Origin of the sequence: Neisseria sp. P0024.S006, assembly GCF_051956595.1 — a bacterium.
Classification (GTDB): Bacteria; Pseudomonadota; Gammaproteobacteria; order Burkholderiales; family Neisseriaceae; genus Neisseria.
Genome location: NZ_JBQCXH010000002.1, coordinates 39386 through 58292, shown reverse-complemented (window position 1 = coordinate 58292; position 18907 = coordinate 39386). Strand labels below are relative to the sequence as shown.

Annotated in this window: 13 protein-coding genes; 3 read left to right on the top strand and 10 right to left on the bottom strand. The window is 50.6% G+C overall.

Annotated elements, in window-relative coordinates; genetic code table 11:
• Window positions 1-358: 358 nt before the first annotated feature.
• From ACTHUF_RS04015 to ACTHUF_RS04005, 3 genes are all read right to left on the bottom strand, one after another.
• Window positions 359-2062, bottom strand: a complete 1704-nt coding sequence (locus ACTHUF_RS04015) for an ABC transporter ATP-binding protein/permease (protein WP_315094185.1) — start codon at window positions 2060-2062, stop codon at window positions 359-361.
• Between the two features lie 129 nt (window positions 2063-2191).
• Complete coding sequence (locus ACTHUF_RS04010; protein ID WP_315094187.1) at window positions 2192-4399, bottom strand: TonB-dependent siderophore receptor; 2208 nt, start codon at window positions 4397-4399, stop codon at window positions 2192-2194.
• 429 nt (window positions 4400-4828) lie between these two features.
• Entirely contained in the window at window positions 4829-7042 is a 2214-nt protein-coding gene (locus ACTHUF_RS04005; RefSeq protein ID WP_440407179.1) for a TonB-dependent siderophore receptor, read from the bottom strand.
• Window positions 7043-7353: 311 nt separating this feature from the next.
• Here ACTHUF_RS04005 and serB point away from each other — a divergent pair, with 311 nt between their 5' ends.
• Window positions 7354-8184, top strand: a complete 831-nt coding sequence (gene serB / locus ACTHUF_RS04000) for a phosphoserine phosphatase SerB (protein ID WP_315094191.1) — start codon at window positions 7354-7356, stop codon at window positions 8182-8184.
• 71 nt (window positions 8185-8255) lie between these two features.
• On the opposite strand, the gene lpxH is transcribed toward serB, so the two are convergent.
• The 6 genes from lpxH to rpsT form a co-directional block, all read right to left on the bottom strand.
• Window positions 8256-8966, bottom strand: coding sequence for a UDP-2,3-diacylglucosamine diphosphatase (gene lpxH, locus ACTHUF_RS03995; RefSeq protein WP_198400576.1), 711 nt, complete (start codon window positions 8964-8966; stop codon window positions 8256-8258).
• A gap of 151 nt (window positions 8967-9117) precedes the next feature.
• Window positions 9118-10503, bottom strand: coding sequence for a PIG-L deacetylase family protein (locus ACTHUF_RS03990; protein ID WP_004518827.1), 1386 nt, complete (start codon window positions 10501-10503; stop codon window positions 9118-9120).
• Between the two features lie 239 nt (window positions 10504-10742).
• On the bottom strand, window positions 10743-12551 hold the full coding sequence (gene aspS, locus ACTHUF_RS03985) for an aspartate--tRNA ligase (protein ID WP_004518826.1): 1809 nt from the start codon (window positions 12549-12551) through the stop codon (window positions 10743-10745).
• 65 nt (window positions 12552-12616) lie between these two features.
• Window positions 12617-13318, bottom strand: a complete 702-nt coding sequence (locus ACTHUF_RS03980) for a DUF502 domain-containing protein (RefSeq protein ID WP_440407177.1) — start codon at window positions 13316-13318, stop codon at window positions 12617-12619.
• 152 nt (window positions 13319-13470) lie between these two features.
• Window positions 13471-14610, bottom strand: a complete 1140-nt coding sequence (locus ACTHUF_RS03975; protein WP_315094201.1) for a phospholipase A — start codon at window positions 14608-14610, stop codon at window positions 13471-13473.
• Between the two features lie 168 nt (window positions 14611-14778).
• Window positions 14779-15042 carry a 30S ribosomal protein S20 gene (rpsT, locus tag ACTHUF_RS03970; RefSeq protein WP_002212556.1) on the bottom strand — a complete coding sequence of 88 codons (264 nt, stop codon included), beginning with the start codon at window positions 15040-15042 and terminating at the stop codon, window positions 14779-14781.
• A gap of 308 nt (window positions 15043-15350) precedes the next feature.
• Between rpsT and ACTHUF_RS03965 the strand changes: the two genes are divergently transcribed.
• Complete coding sequence (locus ACTHUF_RS03965) at window positions 15351-16493, top strand: extracellular solute-binding protein (RefSeq protein WP_036492029.1); 1143 nt, start codon at window positions 15351-15353, stop codon at window positions 16491-16493.
• Between the two features lie 75 nt (window positions 16494-16568).
• On the opposite strand, the gene ACTHUF_RS03960 is transcribed toward ACTHUF_RS03965, so the two are convergent.
• Window positions 16569-17000 carry an EamA family transporter gene (locus tag ACTHUF_RS03960; protein WP_003680126.1) on the bottom strand — a complete coding sequence of 144 codons (432 nt, stop codon included), beginning with the start codon at window positions 16998-17000 and terminating at the stop codon, window positions 16569-16571.
• A gap of 176 nt (window positions 17001-17176) precedes the next feature.
• Here ACTHUF_RS03960 and ACTHUF_RS03955 point away from each other — a divergent pair, with 176 nt between their 5' ends.
• On the top strand, window positions 17177-18853 hold the full coding sequence (locus ACTHUF_RS03955; protein ID WP_440407174.1) for a formate--tetrahydrofolate ligase: 1677 nt from the start codon (window positions 17177-17179) through the stop codon (window positions 18851-18853).
• The last annotated feature ends 54 nt before the right edge of the window (window positions 18854-18907 follow it).

The window sequence follows — 18907 nt, the reverse complement described above, 5'->3', positions numbered from 1 at the left end:
GATGCGTTTGATTATATAGTAATTGATTGCCGTCGGTCAGCGGTGCTTGTGCCAAGCTTTGCAATAGACGGTTAAACAGGCCGTCTGAAATATGGAATAAATAATATTCGAGAGCGGATTTCAGACGGCCTGAGCGTTTGGAAAACGCAGTTTGCGGTTTGATTTGTCTGTTGATTTGTGGTGGGTGTTTCGTCTTTATCCTATCCGTACGAACACAAAATAAAAATGTAAAAAAATGCCCCCGGACTGGAGGACCGGAGGCAAGTATCCAAGGAGTAGCTCTCATCAATAAGAACTAGTTACTTGGTACTATATCCCTTGTTAGGATGGAAAGCAAGCGTTTTGCACATTTTAACGTTCAAATAATTTTTTCATTCAAATTCAGCGAGCTATCAAACAGAGCTTGAATCTTAGGTTGGTGGCTGATGCCGATGACCAAAGTGTCGGGCAAATGTTGTTTGAGGGTCTGCATCAACATCAGGGCGGATTCGTCATCAAGCTGGTTGGTGGCTTCGTCGAGGAACAGGATTTGCGGTTTGTGCAGCAGTGCGCGTGCGAGGCTGAGGCGTTGCTGTTCGCCGCCGGAGAGGATGCCGTGCCATTCGTATGGGGTGTCCAAATCGTTGATCAACGTGTGCAGCCTACCCGTGGGACTGTTTAGGCCGACTTGTTCCAAAACGGTTTGAATCAAATGGTCGTCTTGGCAGGCTGCATAGGGATAGCTGACGGTTTGACGCAGGGTATCGGTAGGCAGGTAAGGGCGTTGCGGGAAAAACAGGCGGCTGCCTTCGAGTGAAAAACTGCCTTGATAATACGGCCATAAACCGGCCAGCACGCGCAACAGCGTGGATTTACCGATGCCGCTTTTGCCTTCGAGCAATAGCCATTCTGGGGCATGGGCTTCAACGCTGATGCCGGAGAGCAGGGGGGTGCCGGTTTGGGTGTGGACGGTAAGGTTTTGCAGGACGGCCTTGCCGTGATGATGCGGCAAATTTGCTTGGTGTGGCTGAAGGACGGGGCTTTTGTGTTCTGCTTGTTCTAAGGCCGTCTGAAAACCGGAAAGCCGCTCGATGACTGCCGCCCATTCAATCAGGCGGCGGTAGGAGTCGGTAAACCAGCCGAAGCTGTCTTGGACACGGGCAAACGATGTGCGCGTCTGCATCATGTCGCCGAAGGTCATGGTTTTGGCGAGGTACATGGGCAGGGTGGCGAGGATGGGGATGAAGATGCTGATGCGGACATAGGTCGCCCAGAAGGTTTCTTGGCGAAATTCGCAGTTGGTCAGTCGCCGCCAGTTGTCGCGGATGCGGAGGTAACGTTGTTTCAGACGGCCTGTTTCCGCTTCGCCGCCGTTGTAAAAGGCGATTTGTTCGGCATGGTCGCGCACGCGCAGGAGGGCGGCGCGGTAGTCGGCTTCACGGTGCTGGCGGTCGATATTGAGGTTTTTCAGTTTGCGGCCGACAAGGTGGGCGATGACGGTGCTGAAGATTGAATAAATCAGGGCAACCCAGACGAGGTAGCCGTGTATGGTGATGCTGTATCCGCCGATGTTGAAGGTCTGCACGCCGGAGAGCGTCCACAGTACGGCGATGAACGCGCTGAATTTGGCAACGTTGTTGATGAAGGAGCGAAAGAGGCTGATGCTTTTGTCGGCGAGGAGGTAGATGTCTTCGGCGATACGCTGGTCGGGGTTGTCGGGTTCGCCCGTCAGGCGCAGGCGGTAGTGTTTGTGGCCTTCGAGCCAGTTTGTTTGGAATTGTTCGGTCAGGTGGGTACGCCAGCGGAAGATGAGGCGTTTTTGCAGCCAGTCGCCGCAAACGATGCAGCCGATGATCATCGCCATGTAGCCGAGGTATTCGACAATGAGCGAAGGCATGGATGCGCCGTCAAATGCGGCCAGCGCGTCGTAGAAGCGTTTGTCCCAAGCGGCGATCCAAACGCTGATGGTGATGGAGCAAAGGGTGAAGCCGATGAGGACGGCGAGCATCAGCCATTGGAGGCGGCCGTGCGCCCCCGACCAGAAAGGACGGGCGAGGTAAAAGAATTTTCTGAGTGTTTTCATAATGCTTGCGAATGCGTGCGAATGGCCGTCTGAAAGTGAAATTGTACTTTCAGACGGCCTTTTTATCAGCAATAGTTGGTTTATGCTTTTAAAAAATGAGCAGTCAAACCGTGCTTGCTATGTTGCTATTTACATCTTCCATTTCAGGCTGAATACGGCATTGCGCGGTTCACCGTAGAAGTTGTCGCTGTTGGCAGCTCGGTTGTATTGGTTTTCGTAGTAGCGTTTGTCGGTCAGGTTGTTGACCGCCAGCCCCAGTTGCAGGTTTTTGCTCGGGCGGTATTGGACGTTGGTATTCCAAATGGTGTAGCCGCCTTGCTTGATGGAGCCGTAGGAATTGGCGGTTTTGCTGCTGCTCTTCAAGCCAAGACCGACTGTCCATTTGCCGTTATCTACCGGCAGGACATAGCTGGTGTAGAGGCGGAACATATGCTTCGGCGTATGGCTGCTGAAGTTGTAGCCTTTTAGGCGCGATTCAACATTGTTACCGACGCTGTTGCGGTTGGTGCTGCGGTTAAAGGTGTAGCCTGCGTAAACTTGCCAACGGTCGGTCAGGCTGCCGGAGATTTCGGCGTCCAAGCCGCGGCTGCTTTGATTGAGCGGTTCCCAATAGGGATGCGGTTTGGCATTGACACGTTGGTTGTTGTTGTCTTTGTCGGTACGGTAGAGGGCGACGGAAGTATTCAGACGGCCTTCGTTCCATTCGCCTTTCCAGCCGAGTTCGTAGTTGCGTCCCATAATCGGAGGCAGCAGGTTGTCGTTGTAGTCGCGGTTCATCGTTTGTTTGAAAATGGACGTATAGGCGGCGTAAATACTTTGCTTGGGCGTGATGTCGTAAGTGATGCCGGCATAAGGAACGAAGCGGTTGCGTTTGAGCGAGTCTGATGAACCTGCTACCCCGTCTTTGAGGTCGCGATCCCAATAGAAGTCGCGTTTCCAGCTGGTATAGCGTCCGCCTGCGATGATGTGCAGTTTGTCGGTAGGATTGATGCGCGCGCCCAAACCAAAGGCGTGGGTAGTATAACGGCCGTCGCCGCCACGGGCTTTGGCTGTGGCGGAATCCCAATCGGGTTTGGCTTTTTCGCTGCCGTTGAAGGCATCTGCGTCATAGGTACTGCTGTCATCAAACCAGCGGTTGCTTGAGTTCACGTTCTCTTTGGAATAGCTGTGCATGAAGAAGAGGTCGTGATTTTGGCCGAAAGCGAAGATGCGGCCGGTCAAGTTGTTTTGGAAAGTGAACTGGCGGTTGCCTGCATCGTAACGGTCGAAGCTGTATGTAGTCCCCAGGCCGTCTGTACCGATGCCGTTACCCGTGCCGCCCAGCGTGTAATATTCTTTTGAACTGGTGTTCTTGCGCCAGTCCAACTTGCTGCTCAGTTTCCAGTTGTCGTTGAAATAATGTTCAAACTCGGCAAAAAGATTGTATTTTTTCAGGCGGGCTTCGTTCCAATCCGCACCCAGATAGCGGCTGCGTTTCCACTCTTTGCCGTCTGCACGCATAGGCAGGCCGTCGGGGTCGGGTGTTTCGGTTTGGTTGAGGTAGCTTGCACCCCAAGTAAGTTTGCTGTTGTCGCCGATGTCTTTGTCCATCACACCATACAGAAGGACGTCGCGGCCGCCGGATTGGTCTTTGAAGGTTTTGTTGCTGCCTACCGAGCCGACAAAGCGTCCGCGCAGGCCGTGTTCTTGGCTTAAGGTGCCGGATGCATCAAAGACGCTGTTTACTTTGCCCCATGAGTTTGCCATCAAATCGGCTGAAAGTTGGCGTTTTGCAGTCGGCTTTTTACGGACGGCGTTGACCGTGCCACCGGGTTCGTTGTTTGCCTGTGTCAAACCTGCCGCACCGCGCACCACTTCAATGTGGTCGTACATTGCCATATCGGTTGCACTGGTCGGGTCGCCGGCCGGACCGCCTAAGCCGAATCCGCCGGGAGAGCCGAGTTGCGTGGCAATACCGTCTTCTTCAAACTGTTCGATAAAATAGCCGCGCGACATGAAATGCGTGCGTCCGCCGCTTTTGAAAACATTGATGCCCGTAGCGTTTTGCAACGCACCTTCTAAGTCGGTGAAGCCTTGGTCTTCAATTTGTTTTTTGGTAATGACGCTGACGGATTGGGGAATTTCCCGAGGAGAGAGGATCAGCCCTGTGGTTGAGCGCAGGGCGGATACGGTGTAGCTGTTTTGACTTTCAGTACGCAGGCTTTTGTTTTTACCTACTACGGTAACTTGTTCCACTTCAGCCTGTTGTACTTCTTCGGCAGCCTGCGCGGCTTGGGGCAGTGCGGCAAGGCAGAGGGCAAATGTGCTCAGTTTGAATAGTTTCTCAGAATGGTGCATTGGGAGGGGTCCTTGATAAAGAAAGGTCTGTTTGTTTTTAAATATTGGCGGCAATATCCGTTTAAATTGAGCCGTTGTTTTTTATAAGCCGTTTTATTTTAAAAATAAATATAAGTCCCCGAATCATTTTATTTGATTCAATTTCGATTTTGCCAAACCATCGGGTCAAAAAAAGGTTGCCGCCGGAAAGGGAGCCGTTGGCAACGAATGGAGGTGGTAATGCAATGAAAGCTAGATACAAAGGGTAGTATCAAACTAGCTATAAATAACTATATCGAAACGGTGAGAAAAATCAACAGGAATTTTTTTCGGTTGAGAAAATTTTTTAGACTGTTTGCTTTATATCAAGATTTAAAAAAAGGTTTGATTGGAAAAGGCCGTCTGAAAACGGAAAGAATCGGTTTCAGACGGCCTTTGAATCAAGCGGGGTTAGAACTTGTAATCGACTTTGAACATGACGTTACGCGGTTCGCCATAGTAGTTGTTCGCGCCTTTGCTGCTGACTTTGTTGTTCTCGTAGTAGTAACGGTTGAACAGGTTGGTCGAAATCAGTGCAAGTTTCAGGTTTTTCGATGCCTGATAATCAATGTTGGCATTGAATACCGCATGACCGCCGCGCTTCACGCCGTAGAGGCTGGAGGTTTTGCTTTGTGCAGTTACGCCGCCGCCGATGGTCCATTTTTTGCCATCAAAAGGCAGGTTGTAGCTGGTGTGGAGGCGCAGCATGTGTTTGGGCGTGTGCAGGCTGAAATTGGTGCCTGCGGGGACGGTGCCTTTGCTTTCCGCTTCAAGATATTTGGACCGGTTGAACGTATAACCTGCAAACAGTTTCCAATCTTCGCTCAGATTGCCGGATATTTCGGCTTCGATGCCGCGGCTGCGGACTTTGCCGACGGGTTCCCAATACCATTTTTGGTCTGCCGTATCCCAAACCTGCACCGCGCGGTTTTTCTGTTCGATGTCAAACAGGGCAAGCGAGGTATTCAGCTTGCGGTCAAACCATTCGCCCTTCCAGCCGATTTCGTAGTTCGCGCCAGTAACGGGGTCTAGATAGGATTTGTCTTTACGCTGATTGCTGTTCGGTTTGAAAATGGATGTGTAGCTGGCATACAGGCTTTGGTTCGGCGTCAAATTGTAGGTAACGGCGAAATAAGGATTGAAACGGACGGTTTTGCGGTCGGTAACCGAATCGGGATCGTTGTCTATCTTGCCGTCCGTGTAGAAATAGTCGGTTATATATTTCGATTTGATGTGGTTCCAGCGCGTCCCTGCCATGATGTGCAGTTTTTCTTTCAACATATTGAAACGGAAGCCCAAAAGCAGCGCGTGGGTGGTGCGTTTGGAATGGGTTTCCCAATACATCTGATAAGGTGTGGCGTACCAGTCGGCGGGTTCGGCGATTTCGTTGCCGGTAGAGGTCATCGGGTCGAAGGAAACGCCCGGGTTGTATTGACGGCGGCTGCCGTTGTTTTTGGTGTGCGTGTAAGTGTATTCGGTAAAGATTTCCTGCGGCACGCCCGCAATTTCAAATTTGCCGTTCAAATTGTTTTTGAAGGTTAGTTGTTTTTCGTTATTGTCGTAACGGCTCAACCAGCCGGAGGCTAATGTGCCGCCGGGCGTGTAGCCTGCGTAGGACGTGGATGTATTGTAAATGCCGCTGTTTTTCTTGGTATTTTCGTTGTAGTTGTAATCCAGCTTGCCGGTATAACGCCAGTTGTCGTTGAAATAGTGTTCCACTTCGGCGAATGCGTTCGCTTTGTCGTAAATGCCTTTGTTCCAGTTGTAGCCCAGATAGGTATCGCGCGGCAGGTTCAATGCCACGCCCCAGTCGTCGGGCTTGGTGTGTTTGCGCTGATAGAGGCCACCCCAAGTGATTTTGGTGTTGTCGCCGACGGATGCGTCTATCACGCCGTAAAGCGTGGCATTGCCGCCTTTGACGCGGTCTTTGAAATTTTTGTCGCGTTCCAATGCGACGACGGCGCGGCCGCGCAAAGTGCCTTCATCGTTCAGACGACCTGAAAAATCTCCGGTGGTGCGGACTTTACCGAAGCGGTCGATTTGGGCTTCACCCTGAATAATGCGTTCACCGGTGGGGCGTTTGCGTACGGCGTTCACCGTACCGCCCGGCTCGCCGTTTGCCTGCGTCAGCCCGGTCGCACCGCGCACAACTTCGATATGGTCGTAAACGGCGATGTCGTTCATGCTTTGCGCGTCATACATCGGATTGTTGATGGCGCCGGGGACGGTAGATGAGATTCCGTCTTCTTCGATTTGGTCGATATAGAACCCGCGCGATTGGAAGCGCGGAATGCCGGCATCACGGATGACGTTGACACCGGTGGTGGTTTTCAGGGCATCAACCAAGTCGGTAATCCCCTGCTCATTGATTTGTGTCTTGGTAATCACGCTCACCGACTGCGGCGTTTCTTTCGGAGACAAGGCAAGGCCGGTGGTGGTGCGCATGGCTGAAGTTGTGTAGGAGTCGCGGTTTTCGGTGCGGGTGGAACGGTTTTTGCCGGTTACGTTGACGGTTTGCAGCTCGGCAGTTTGTTCGGGCCGGGGTGTTGCCGTGTTTTCTGCTAAGGCTGCATAAGGCAGGGTGGCAATAATGAGTGCTAATGTTTTAAGGGTTGGGGCGTTCATGAACGTCTTTCTATAATTAAAATAAAATAATAATAATTATATTTTACGATAATTTTGTTGTTTTGTAATTTAAGAACAAGATTTTGAGGGTTTTTAGCGGATTTATGTTGTTTGTATGGTTTTTGAAGGTATTTTTGAAATTAAACTAGCTAAAGGAATCAAGTGACAGGCCGTCTGAAAATTTTCGGGGTGGTTCGGCTATAATGCTGTTTTGTTTTTTTAAGGCCTTTGCAAAAATACGGTTTGCGTTGCTTTAAGCTGAATGTGTACCGGATTTGTTTGCAAAGGTTTTGGGGCATGAGGAGAAAGAGATGAAGAAAGTTTTGGTGTTGCAACATGGGGATTTGGGCGCGTGCGACTGGTCGGCGTTTGGCGGTTTAGTGTCTGCGCCATCAGGGAAGTCGGTGTTGCGTGTGCCGGTTTCGGATGATTTTGAACTGACGGACGGGATGCGTGCGGCGTTAATTGCGCAGCAGATAGATGGCGCGGTGTTGCCGGATGTGGCTTTTGCCGATTTGGGGCTGATTGTCAGCGATATGGATTCGACGCTGATTACGATTGAGTGTGTGGATGAGATTGCGGCCGGTGTCGGGCTGAAGGATGAGGTGGCCAAGATTACGGAGCAGTCGATGCGCGGCGAGCTGGACTTTGAGCAGTCTTTGCGCAAGCGTGTGGCCTTGCTGGCCGGTTTGGACGAGCGCGTGTTGGAAGAGGTGTACGAGAATGTGTTGCAGCTGTCGCCGGGCGCGGAATTTTTGTTGGAAGCGTGTAAACGGAATGATGTGAAGTTTATGCTGGTGTCGGGCGGATTTACGTTTTTTACGGAACGCCTGCAACGGCGTTTGGGCTTGGATTTCCATTTTGCGAATGTGTTGGAAGTGGAAAACGGCAAGCTGACAGGCCGTCTGAAAGGGCGGATTATCGATGCGCAGGCTAAGGCGGATTTGTTGCGTGAATACCGTGAGCATCTGGGTTTGGCTCCGTGGCAGGTGGTGGCGATGGGCGATGGTGCGAACGATATTCCGATGATATTGGAAGCCGGATTCGGCATTGCTTATAGGGCGAAACCGAAAACTGAAGCGAATGCGGATGCGTGTGTGCGCTTTGGTGGTTTGGAGCGGATACGCGGTTGGTTTGCGTAAACCGGTTGAGGATATTTGTCAGTCAGGCCGTCTGAACAATCGGGAAACCGGTTTTCAGACGGCCTGATGTTTTATAAGGCGATAAAACGGTAGCCTTCGGCATCGACTTCGAGAATGGAGGCGTAATTGTCGCGCCAGTCGCCGAGTACGATGCGGGTGTAATCGGCGTTGCGGTGGATGTTTTCGCGGTGGGTATGGCCGTGGATGAGCAGGGGCGTGTGGAAGCGTTGGACGGTTTCGTGGGTAAAGGCCGGATTGACATCCATGATGTCGGCGGTTTTGTGTTGCTTGTCCTGTTTGCTCTGTTTGCGGATTTTGGTGGCGATGTTCAGTCGGAGTGTGAGCGGCAGGAGCAGAAACAGGCGTTGCAGCCATTTTTGATGGACGGTACGGCGGAATTTTTGATAAGAATGATCGTCGGTGCAGAGGGTGTCGCCGTGACAGAGCAGGGTGGGTGTGCCGAACAAGTCGATAACGGCGTACTCGGGCAGTAAGGTCATGCCGGTATCGCGGGCGAAGGTTTTGCCGATGAGGAAGTCGCGGTTGCCGTGGATGAAATAGCAGGCGACACCACGCTCGGTCAGGCTGCGGATGGTTTGCTTGATGATTTGAACCAAAGGGCTGTTTTCGTCATCGCCGATCCAAAAATCGAAAAGGTCGCCAAGAATGTATACGGCTTGGGCATGAACGGCTTTTTCTTGGATAAATTTCTGGAAGAGTGCGGTCAGTTGAGGATGGGATTCGCTCAGGTGCAAATCGGCGATGAAGTAAATCGGCATGATGATGTGGGACGTGTGGGAAGGGTTTTATTATAACTTGGGTTGTCGCGTTTGGTTGGGTTTGGTGTTTTTCGTTTGTAATGTAGTGATTTTATTGTTTTGATTTGGTGTGATAAAGGCCGTCTGAAACATCTTTTCAGACGGCCTTTGTGGTTTATAGGGCTTTGCCCTGATAAGTGATTTGTTTCAGCGTATCTTCTTGGTACAAGTCGCTGATGGGGACGGTATAGAAGAATTCGTTGCTGCGGACAAAGCGGTTGACCAAGTCTTTGTCGAGATGGAGGACATGGTGTCGCAGTTTGTTTAGGCCTTTGAATATCATGGTACTCCAACGCATATAGCCGTCTGAATTAGGACGGATGTCGTTCATGGCGTCAAGGGCGAGAAGTTTGCGGTTTTGCTCTTCTCTATCCAAAGGATGGGAATAGATGCTTTGGAAGTAAAACGGTTGCTCGGAGGATGGCGGCAGGCTGAGGGAAGAGCCTACTTTGCCGATAGGGAAGTCGTCGCTCAGATAATGTATGGTGTGCAAAAACAGATTGCCGCGGCGGTAATCGATTTTGCGCAGGGCTTCGATGGCGGCCAGCGCAGTATGTTGGTGGTCGGGATGCGCATCAATATTGGGGGACGGCGACACGATAATATCCGGCTGGAACGTTTCTATCAGATAGCCAAGGTTGTCTACCAAGCTGTTCCAAGTTGAGCCGGGTTTGAGGTGTTTCGCCAATGGGGATGTATTGGCACGACGGAAAATATAGACGTCGGTCGTATCGATCTTGGTCGATTTAATCTCTTTTTCCGGATTTTGGCGCATGGCGGTCAATGTGCTGTCGAAGTAGCCCAGTTGCAGGATGTTTTCAGACGGCACACCGGCCAAAAGGGGAACGGTCAGGCTGTTCCAAACGCGCATCCGGCCTTTTTGCAGATATTGTGCCTGGGTGTCGCAGTCGCACGTGCTATAAAGGTTGCCATAGTGGAAGCTGCCGCCTTCGCTAGCGGTTAAGGTGCAGATCATTGAATTGGCGGCGTGTTTTTCGTACAAACCGTATGCGCTGAGTTCAGCATCGTCGGCATGGGGCGCGAGGACAAGGATTTTTTTGCCGTCGAGGTTTTCACGCGGATAAACGGAGAGTTCGATTTCTTGATCGGGCAAGGACAGGTATTTGCCTTCCAAACGGATGGTTTTGTCACTGTCGGAGAAGGTGTCGCTCAGATTGATATAGCGCACGCCTTTTGCGCCGTATTCGAAATATTGCTTCCATTTGCCTTTGGATGAAATGGTTTCGATAAAAGGCAAGAACAGCAGTCCCATCCAGTTGGACTTGATACGGATTTTGGCAATGACGGTATCCTGTCCGCTGACAGTGGCGGGCAAGGTTAGGCTGCCGCCTTTGAGGGTAGCATGCGCGGTAGAGGGAAGGGAGGGATAGTTATAGTCTTGGTGTGTGTTATAGGCAAACTGTTTTTTGTGAATAATTGAAGTAATAATAAACAACAAAATAAAAAAAGTCAGTATCAGCCCCGTCAGTATCAGAAACATTGTTTGGTTCCTTTATTGTTGTAACAGTCATGATAGTGCTTGTGGAGCTTATTTGTTTGTTTTTCTTACAAACGGTTGTTTTTCATACTCTAACGTCATTAAAGTGAACATTTAAAATAAAACAGTTTGCGGGTTGATTATATATAAACGACCAAAATGTAGAAAGGCCGTCTGAAAAATTTGAAAGAAATTTCAAAAATTTCAGACGGCCTTGATATTTTAAAGGTTAAGCCGGTAAATTATGCTTCTTTTGTTTCAACTGCTTTCTGACGCAGACGTAGGCTTAACTCGCGAAGTTGTTTGTCGTCGACCACATTAGGTGCATTGGTCAGCAGACATTGTGCACGTTGTGTTTTTGGGAAGGCAATCACGTCGCGGATAGATTCTGCACCGGTCATCAGGGTAACCAGACGGTCGAGGCCGAATGCAAGGCCGCCGTGAGGAGGCGCGCCGAATTTCAGGTTGTCCAAGAGGAAGCCGAATTTCTCTTGTTGCTCTTCAGGGCTGATTTTCAGCGCGGCAAACACTTTCTCTTGTACGTCTGCGCGGTGGATACGGATAGAGCCGCCGCCGATTTCCCAGCCGTTCAATACCATGTCGTAGGCACGGGCCAGGCAGTTTGCAGGGTCGGAAACCATCAGGTCTTCATGACCTTCTTTAGGCGCTGTAAACGGATGGTGTACGGCTACGTAGCGGTTGGCTTCTTCGTCGTATTCGAACATTGGGAAATCGACAACCCACAAAGGTTTCCATTCGTCTACGAAGTAGCCGTTGTCTTTACCGTGTTCCAAGCCGACTTTAATACGCAATGCGCCGATGGCTTCGTTCACAACTTTGGTTTTGTCTGCGCCAAAGAAGATGATGTCGCCGTTTTGCGCGCCGGTACGCTCGATGATTTCTTTCAGGGCGTTTTCGGACAGGAATTTCACGATTGGAGATTGCAGGCCGCTGTTTTCGCCGTTGGAGAGGTTGCTGACATCGTTTACTTTGATGTATGCCAGACCTTTCGCGCCGTAGATGCCGACAAATTTAGTATATTCGTCGATCTCTTTGCGGCTGAATTTCGCACCGTTAGGCACGCGCAGAGCGACTACGCGGCCGCCTTTCATGTCGGCTGCACCACGGAAGACTTTGAATTCTTCGGTCTTCATTAGGTCGGTCAACTCGGTGAATTTCAAGTTGATGCGCATATCCGGTTTGTCAGAGCCGTAGTAGAACATGGCTTCAGAGTAAGGCATGCGAGGAAAGTCGCCCAAATCTACGTTTAAAGCATCTTTGAAGACTTGTTTGGCCATGCCTTCAGTGATGTCCATGATTTCATCCTCGTTCAAGAACGAGGTTTCTAAGTCGATTTGAGTAAATTCAGGTTGGCGATCGGCACGCAAGTCTTCGTCACGGAAACATTTGGTGATTTGGTAGTAACGGTCGAAACCGGCAACCATCAGCAATTGTTTGAACAATTGTGGAGATTGCGGCAGCGCGAAGAATTCGCCCGGATGAACGCGGCTTGGTACGAGGTAGTCGCGCGCGCCTTCCGGAGTGGAGCGGGTCAGCATCGGTGTTTCGATGTCGATGAAGCCTTGTGCGTCCAAGTAGCGGCGAACGCCCATGGCCACTTGGTAACGCAGGCGCAGGTTGCGTTGCATGGCAGGACGGCGCAAGTCGATAACGCGGTTGGTCAGGCGCACGTTTTCGCTGATGTTTTCGTCATCGATTTGGAACGGGGGCGTAGCAGCGGCGTTCAACACTTCGATTTCTTTGGCGAGAATTTCGATTTTGCCGGAAATCATTTTGTCGTTGGTCGTACCTTCTGGACGGTTGCGTACGCGGCCAGTAATGCTTAAAACATATTCGTTGCGGGAAGAGTCGGCAGCAGCAAATGCTTCCGGAGTGTCAGGGTCAATCACGACTTGAACGATGCCTTCGCGGTCGCGCAGGTCGATAAAAATCACACCGCCGTGGTCGCGTCGGCGGTGTACCCAGCCTTTGACGGTAACGGTTTGGTCTAAGTATTGCTCGCTGATAAGGCCGCAATAGTTGGTACGCATAAAATCACCTTTTTATATTGTTCAATTTGAAAAGAAGGAAAGGCCGTCTGAAAAAAAAGAAGACCTTAATTGTTGTGTTCGGTATCACCGTCTTCAGACGGCTTTTGGGCAGGTAGGGCTTTAACTGGTAAGTCGTCCGGCATCACCATGCCCAGTGAAATTACATATTTCAATGCCTGATCCACACTCATGTCCAGCTCGCGAACGTCGCTTTTTTTAACCATGATGTAGTAGCCGCCGGTCGGGTTGGGCGTGGTTGGGACGTAAACGGAAATATAGTCGTCATCTTGCGGCAGGCTGCCTTTGAGTTTGTCGGGGATATGGCCGGAAACAAAGGCTATCGTCCAAATGCCCGGTTGCGGAAAGGGAACCAGTACGGGGGTTTTGAACGAGCGGCTACTGTCGGAGAGCAGGGATTCGGAAACTTTTTTAACGCTGGAGTAGATGGATTTGACGACGGGAATGCGTCCTAAAAGGCTGTCCCATGCGCCGAGAATCCGTCTGCCCAATACGTTGGCGGCGAATACACCGGTAACGAACAAGACGACTGTGGCGGCGACGATGCCCAAGCCGGGAATGTTGAACCCCCAGAAATGCTGGGGCTGCCAGCTTTCCGGTAATAGGTTGATCAGTTTGTCGGCGGCGGAGATGATATAGCTCATCGCCCAGATGGTTACGGCAATCGGCAACCAAACCAGCACGCCTGTAATCAGGTATTTCTTTAAAGCCTTGGCGATTTTTCCGCTTTCGGCTGTGGCTTCTGTCATCTTTGTTTCATTCCGGCAAGTTTTGCCCAAACTTTGCATTATACGCGTTTGGACGCTAGGAAACGAGTATTTTAAACGAATGGCTTGTTTTGTTTTATTGTTTCAGACGGCCGCCTTGATTGCAAAGGCCGTCTGAAACAATATGGGGTCATTTAGATACCGTCCCAGTCATTGAACATCAGGCCGAAGCCGATGCCGTTTTGTTTGTGGTTGTAGTCAATCAGGCTTTCGCCGTAGCCGTGGAAGCCGCGGACAACGCCTTTGAGTTTGCCTTTGATGGGGAAAGTATAGGCCGCTTCAACGGCGCCGCGTCCGCTTTTCGGATTGTAACGCAGGACGGAATAAACATTTTGTTTGTCATTGAAGCGGTATTGGACTTTCAAGTCGCCGTAACCCATGTATTTGTTGATATCCGGATTGTCGTCGTCGTCTCCTTTTTGGTCGAAGGCGCGCATCCAAACCCTGGGAATGACGGTCAGCTTGCCCCATTCCATGCCGGCCATGGCGTAAATCCGGTTCCATGAGCGTGATTCGGGGCGACTTTGACCGTTGGACTGGTGAACAAAACCTGCGCCGACCATGCGCAGTTTGCCGCCGAAAGGCAGGTCTGCTTTAACGGGTTGGGTAATGAAGATTTCAGGCTCGTAGTCGGTATTGCGGAACGGAGCGGATTTGCGGCCTTGGTTGAAGATTTGCCAGTCGGATTTTTGGGTATAGCCAAACCATACGTCGGCACGGGTTTTGAATAAATCTTCGGCAATCTTGCTTTTGAAAGAAACCTGCATTTTGGTTTCGAGGCGTTTTTGCTCGCTGAATTTTTCCTGTGTGGTTACGCCGCGGCTGGGGGATTCCGGGTAATAGTTGGGGCTGCTGTTGTACCAAACGGGCATGAGGTACATAGGGTTGTGCTCGCGTACGCTCAATAGGCCGCGCGTGTCGTTTTTATCCAAATCGTACATCAGACTTAGAGGCGTGTAGCTGTCGGCAGTTTCGCTTAATACGTCGTCTGAAATATTCGGATGGGTAGGATTGTCGAATACGATGGCCGCTTCTTTTTTCTCAATGCTCTTGCGCACGCTTTTTTCGAGGTCAACCGGTGTTTTGGCCGTTTCGGTTTGTGCTTGCGGTAGTGGGGATTGAGGGGGGAGTTGCGCCGAGTAGATGTTGTCATAACACGCCAAACGGGTGGCGTTGTCTTGAATGGTGGTGCAGTGTAGGGCGGTATCGGCGGCAGCCAGCGGGGCGGCGGCAATGAATCCGATACTTAGGGAATGTTTCAACATCTTGTTCATGAGAGTTTCCGTTGTTTTTCAGACGGCCTGATGAAAGGGTAAATGGTTTTATTTGGTTGGTTTGGGCTGTGAATACGGCAATGCCCCTGAAAGGCAGGGCCTCAGGGGCATCGTATCAGCTCGATTCATCCTGTTTTGATGTCAGGATTTCCGGCATCTGCGTCAGTATTAAGCCAAAGCTTTTACTTTAGCAGACAGACGGCTTTTGTGACGGGCTGCTTTGTTTTTGTGGAATACGCCTTTGTCAGCAATGCGGTCGATGACTTTAACGGATTCTTGGTAAACTGCTTGAGCAGCAGCTTTGTCGCCGGCTTCAACTGCTTTCAACACTTTTTTCACAGCGGTACGGAATGCAGTACGCAGGCTGGCGTTGTGGGCGCGTTGTTTAACCGACTGGCGGGCACGTTTGCGGGCTTGTGCGCTGTTTGCCATATTGAATATCTCCTGAAAAATAAATTCTGTAAACGCGCAATTTTAAAGACAGATTTCCTTGTATGCAAGCTTTTTCTCTATAAACGCGCGCAGATCAGCCGTATTTTGCCCAAAAACGACAGCCGGTGCAACGCTTTTGGTAAAAAGATGGTGTTGCTTTGCCTTATTTCAATAAAAATCAGATGGATATTGCTTTGCGTTTGCTTACGTTTCCATTACAATAGCCTAACTCTGCGCCGGGGTGTTTATGGGGTGCAGGGTTTCTTATTTATTGACATTAACCACTCTTTCATCAGGAATCTGCCCGTATGAAAAAATCTGTATTAGCCGTATTGGCCGCATTGTCTTTGGCCGCGTGCGGCGGTGGCGAGAAAAAAGCCGAGCAACCTCAAGCAGGCAGTGCGCCTGCTGCCAATGCCGAAGCAGCCGCCACCGATACTTTGAATATCTACAACTGGTCAAACTACGTTGACGAAAGTACAGTCGAAGACTTCAAAAAAGCCAATAATTTGAAGCTGACTTACGATTTGTATGAAAACAACGAAACGCTGGAAGCCAAAATGCTGACCGGTAAATCCGGCTATGACTTGGTTGTGCCCGGTATTGCCTTTCTGCCGCGTCAAATTGAGGCAGGTGCATACCAAAAAATCAATAAGGACTTGATTCCGAACTATAAAAACATCGATCCTGAATTGCTGAAGATGTTGGAAACCGCCGACCCGGGCAATCAATACGCCGTTCCATACTTCTCAGGTGTGAATACGATTGCGATTACGGCGAAGGGCAAGGAGCTTTTGGGCGGGAAATTGCCTGAAAACGGCTGGGATTTGCTGTTCAAACCTGAATACACCAACAAGCTGAAATCTTGCGGCATCGCTTTGTGGGATACACCGAGCGAAATGTTCCCAATCTTGTTGAACTACTTGGGTAAAGATCCTAAAGGCTCGAATCCTGAAGATTTGAAAGCGGCGGCAGAAGTGTTGAAGTCTATCCGTCCTGATGTAAAACGTTTCAGCCCTTCCATCATTGACGAATTAGCGCGCGGCGATATCTGCTTGGCTGCAGGTAACGGCGGCGATTTGAACTTGGCCAAAGCGCGTTCCGAAGAAGTGAAAAACAACGTCGGCATCGAAGTGTTGACGCCGAAAGGCATGGGCTTCTGGATTGAATCTTGGCTGATTCCGGCCGATGCGAAAAACATCGCCAATGCCCACAAATACATCAACTACACGCTTGATCCCGAAGTGGCTGCGAAAAACGGTATCGCCGTAACCTTCGCACCTGCCAGCAAACCTGCACGCGAAAAAATGCCTGCAGAACTGGTGAACACTCGCTCTATTTTCCCGAACGAGCAAGACATGAAAGACGGTTTCGTGATGCCTCAAATGAGCGCAGATGCGAAAAAACTGTCTGTCAACTTGTGGCAAAAAATCAAAGTCGGTTCAAATTAATTGTGAGCTGATTGTTTGAAGTAAAGCAAAGGCCGTCTGAAATTTTTCAGACGGCCTTTTTTGATGTCCCAATCTTTATCGTTTCAAAGCCAAAGTCAATACGCCTGCGGTTACCAGGCCTAAACCTATCCATTCCTGTGTACTTGGGCGTTCGTCTAAGAATACGACGGCCATCAGGGCGACCAAGACCAGGCTGAATTTGTCGACGGGGGCGACTTGCGAGGCGTTACCCAATTGCAGGGCTTTGAAGTAGGCCAGCCAGGATGCGCCGGTAGCGAGGCCGGATAGGATGAGGAATGTCCAGTTGCGGCCGGTAAAGCCGTTCACGCCCTGCCATTTGCCGGTGTAGGTTAAAAACAATACCAAAGCGGCGAGGATGACCAAGGTGCGGATAAAGGTGGCAAAATCAGAATCTATTCCTTGTAAACCCATTTTGGCGAAGATGGCGGTCAATGAGGCGAAGCCTGCCGATGCCAATGCCCAAAACAGCCATGCGTTGCTGCTCATGTTTTTTCCTTTTGTTTTGAATTGTTGACAATATGAATCCGCTTGTTGATGAAATATCGAAATTTTCACTGCGGTTTATCTTTGGAAAACGTTATAATAGAACGAATATTCTTTTTCTTCCAGCCGTCTCTTGAGATTGTTTCAGACGGCCTTCCCTCACTCAATAAAGGAAAATCATGAGCTTCAAAACCGATGCTGAAATTGCCCAGTCTTCCACCATGCGCCCGATTGGTGAAATTGCCGCCAAGCTGGGTTTGAACGTTGACAACATCGAGCCCTATGGTCATTACAAAGCCAAAATCAATCCTGCCGAAGCATTCAAGCTGCCGCAAAAACAAGGCCGTCTGATTTTGGTTACCGCCATTAATCCGACTCCTGCGGGTGAGGGTAAAACCACCGTAACCATCGGTTTGGCGGACGCATTGCGCCATATCGGCAAAGATTCTGTTATCGCCCTGCGCGAGCCTTCTTTAGGTCCGGTGTTTGGTGTTAAAGGCGGTGCGGCTGGCGGCGGCTATGCCCAAGTTTTGCCGATGGAAGACATCAACCTGCACTTTACCGGCGACTTCCACGCCATCGGCGCGGCGAATAACTTGCTCGCCGCCATGCTCGACAACCACATCTACCAAGGCAACGAGTTGAACATCGATCCGAAACGCGTGCTGTGGCGTCGCGTGGTCGATATGAACGACCGTCAGTTGCGCAACATCATCGACGGCATGGGCAAACCTGTTGACGGCGTGATGCGTCCCGACGGTTTTGACATTACCGTTGCGTCCGAAGTGATGGCGGTATTCTGTCTTGCTAAAGACATCAGCGATTTAAAAGAGCGTTTGGGCAACATCCTCGTCGCCTACGCCAAAGACGGCAGCCCCGTTTACGCCAAAGATTTGAAAGCGAATGGCGCGATGGCGGCATTGCTCAAAGATGCGATTAAGCCTAACTTGGTACAAACCATCGAAGGTACGCCTGCCTTTGTACACGGTGGCCCGTTTGCCAACATTGCCCACGGCTGCAACTCCGTTACCGCCACCCGTCTGGCGAAACACCTTGCCGATTACGCCGTAACCGAAGCAGGCTTCGGCGCGGATTTGGGTGCAGAAAAATTCTGCGACATCAAATGCCGTCTGGCGGATTTGAAACCTGATGCGGCTGTTGTCGTGGCCACCGTCCGCGCGTTGAAATATAACGGCGGCGTAGAACGTGCCAACCTCGGCGAAGAAAACCTTGAAGCGCTGGCAAAAGGCCTGCCTAATCTGCTGAAACATATTTCCAACCTGAAAAACGTATTCGGCCTGCCTGTGGTGGTTGCCATCAATCGCTTTGTGTCCGACTCAGATGCCGAGTTGGCCATGATTGAAAAAGCCTGCGCGGAACACGGTGTCGAAGTTTCCCTGACCGAAGTATGGTGCAAAGGCGGCGCGGGCGGCGCGGATTTGGCGCACAAAGTCGTCAACGCCATCGAAAATCAACCGAATAACTTCGGCTTCGCCTACGATGTCGAATTGAGCATTAAAGACAAAATCCGTGCGATTGCCCAAAAAGTGTACGGCGCGGAAGATGTTGATTTCAGCGCGGAAGCGTCTGCCGAAATCGCTTCACTGGAAAAACTGGGCTTGGACAAAATGCCGATCTGCATGGCGAAAACCCAATATTCTTTGAGCGACAACGCCAAATTGTTGGGCTGCCCCGAAGGCTTCCGCATTACCGTGCGCGGTATCACTGTTTCCGCCGGCGCAGGCTTCATCGTTGCGTTGTGCGGCAATATGATGAAAATGCCGGGTCTGCCGAAAGTTCCGGCCGCCGAGAAAATCGACGTGGACGCAGACGGTGTGATTCACGGCTTGTTCTGATTTGGATTGATATTGAAATAGACAAAGGCCGTCTGAAACTTAGGTTTCAGACGG

Bases quoted from the DNA above. Each gene is read 5' to 3' on its own strand.
- ACTHUF_RS04015 (WP_315094185.1), bottom strand. From the start codon at position 2,062: ATGAAAACACTCAGAAAATTCTTTTACCTCGCCCGTCCTTTCTGGTCG.
- ACTHUF_RS04010 (WP_315094187.1), bottom strand. From the start codon at position 4,399: ATGCACCATTCTGAGAAACTATTCAAACTGAGCACATTTGCCCTCTGC.
- ACTHUF_RS04005 (WP_440407179.1), bottom strand. From the start codon at position 7,042: ATGAACGCCCCAACCCTTAAAACATTAGCACTCATTATTGCCACCCTG.
- serB (WP_315094191.1), top strand. From the start codon at position 7,354: ATGAAGAAAGTTTTGGTGTTGCAACATGGGGATTTGGGCGCGTGCGAC.
- ACTHUF_RS03990 (WP_004518827.1), bottom strand. From the start codon at position 10,503: ATGTTTCTGATACTGACGGGGCTGATACTGACTTTTTTTATTTTGTTG.
- aspS (WP_004518826.1), bottom strand. From the start codon at position 12,551: ATGCGTACCAACTATTGCGGCCTTATCAGCGAGCAATACTTAGACCAA.
- ACTHUF_RS03980 (WP_440407177.1), bottom strand. From the start codon at position 13,318: ATGACAGAAGCCACAGCCGAAAGCGGAAAAATCGCCAAGGCTTTAAAG.
- ACTHUF_RS03975 (WP_315094201.1), bottom strand. From the start codon at position 14,610: ATGAACAAGATGTTGAAACATTCCCTAAGTATCGGATTCATTGCCGCC.
- rpsT (WP_002212556.1), bottom strand. From the start codon at position 15,042: ATGGCAAACAGCGCACAAGCCCGCAAACGTGCCCGCCAGTCGGTTAAA.
- ACTHUF_RS03965 (WP_036492029.1), top strand. From the start codon at position 15,351: ATGAAAAAATCTGTATTAGCCGTATTGGCCGCATTGTCTTTGGCCGCG.
- ACTHUF_RS03960 (WP_003680126.1), bottom strand. From the start codon at position 17,000: ATGAGCAGCAACGCATGGCTGTTTTGGGCATTGGCATCGGCAGGCTTC.
- ACTHUF_RS03955 (WP_440407174.1), top strand. From the start codon at position 17,177: ATGAGCTTCAAAACCGATGCTGAAATTGCCCAGTCTTCCACCATGCGC.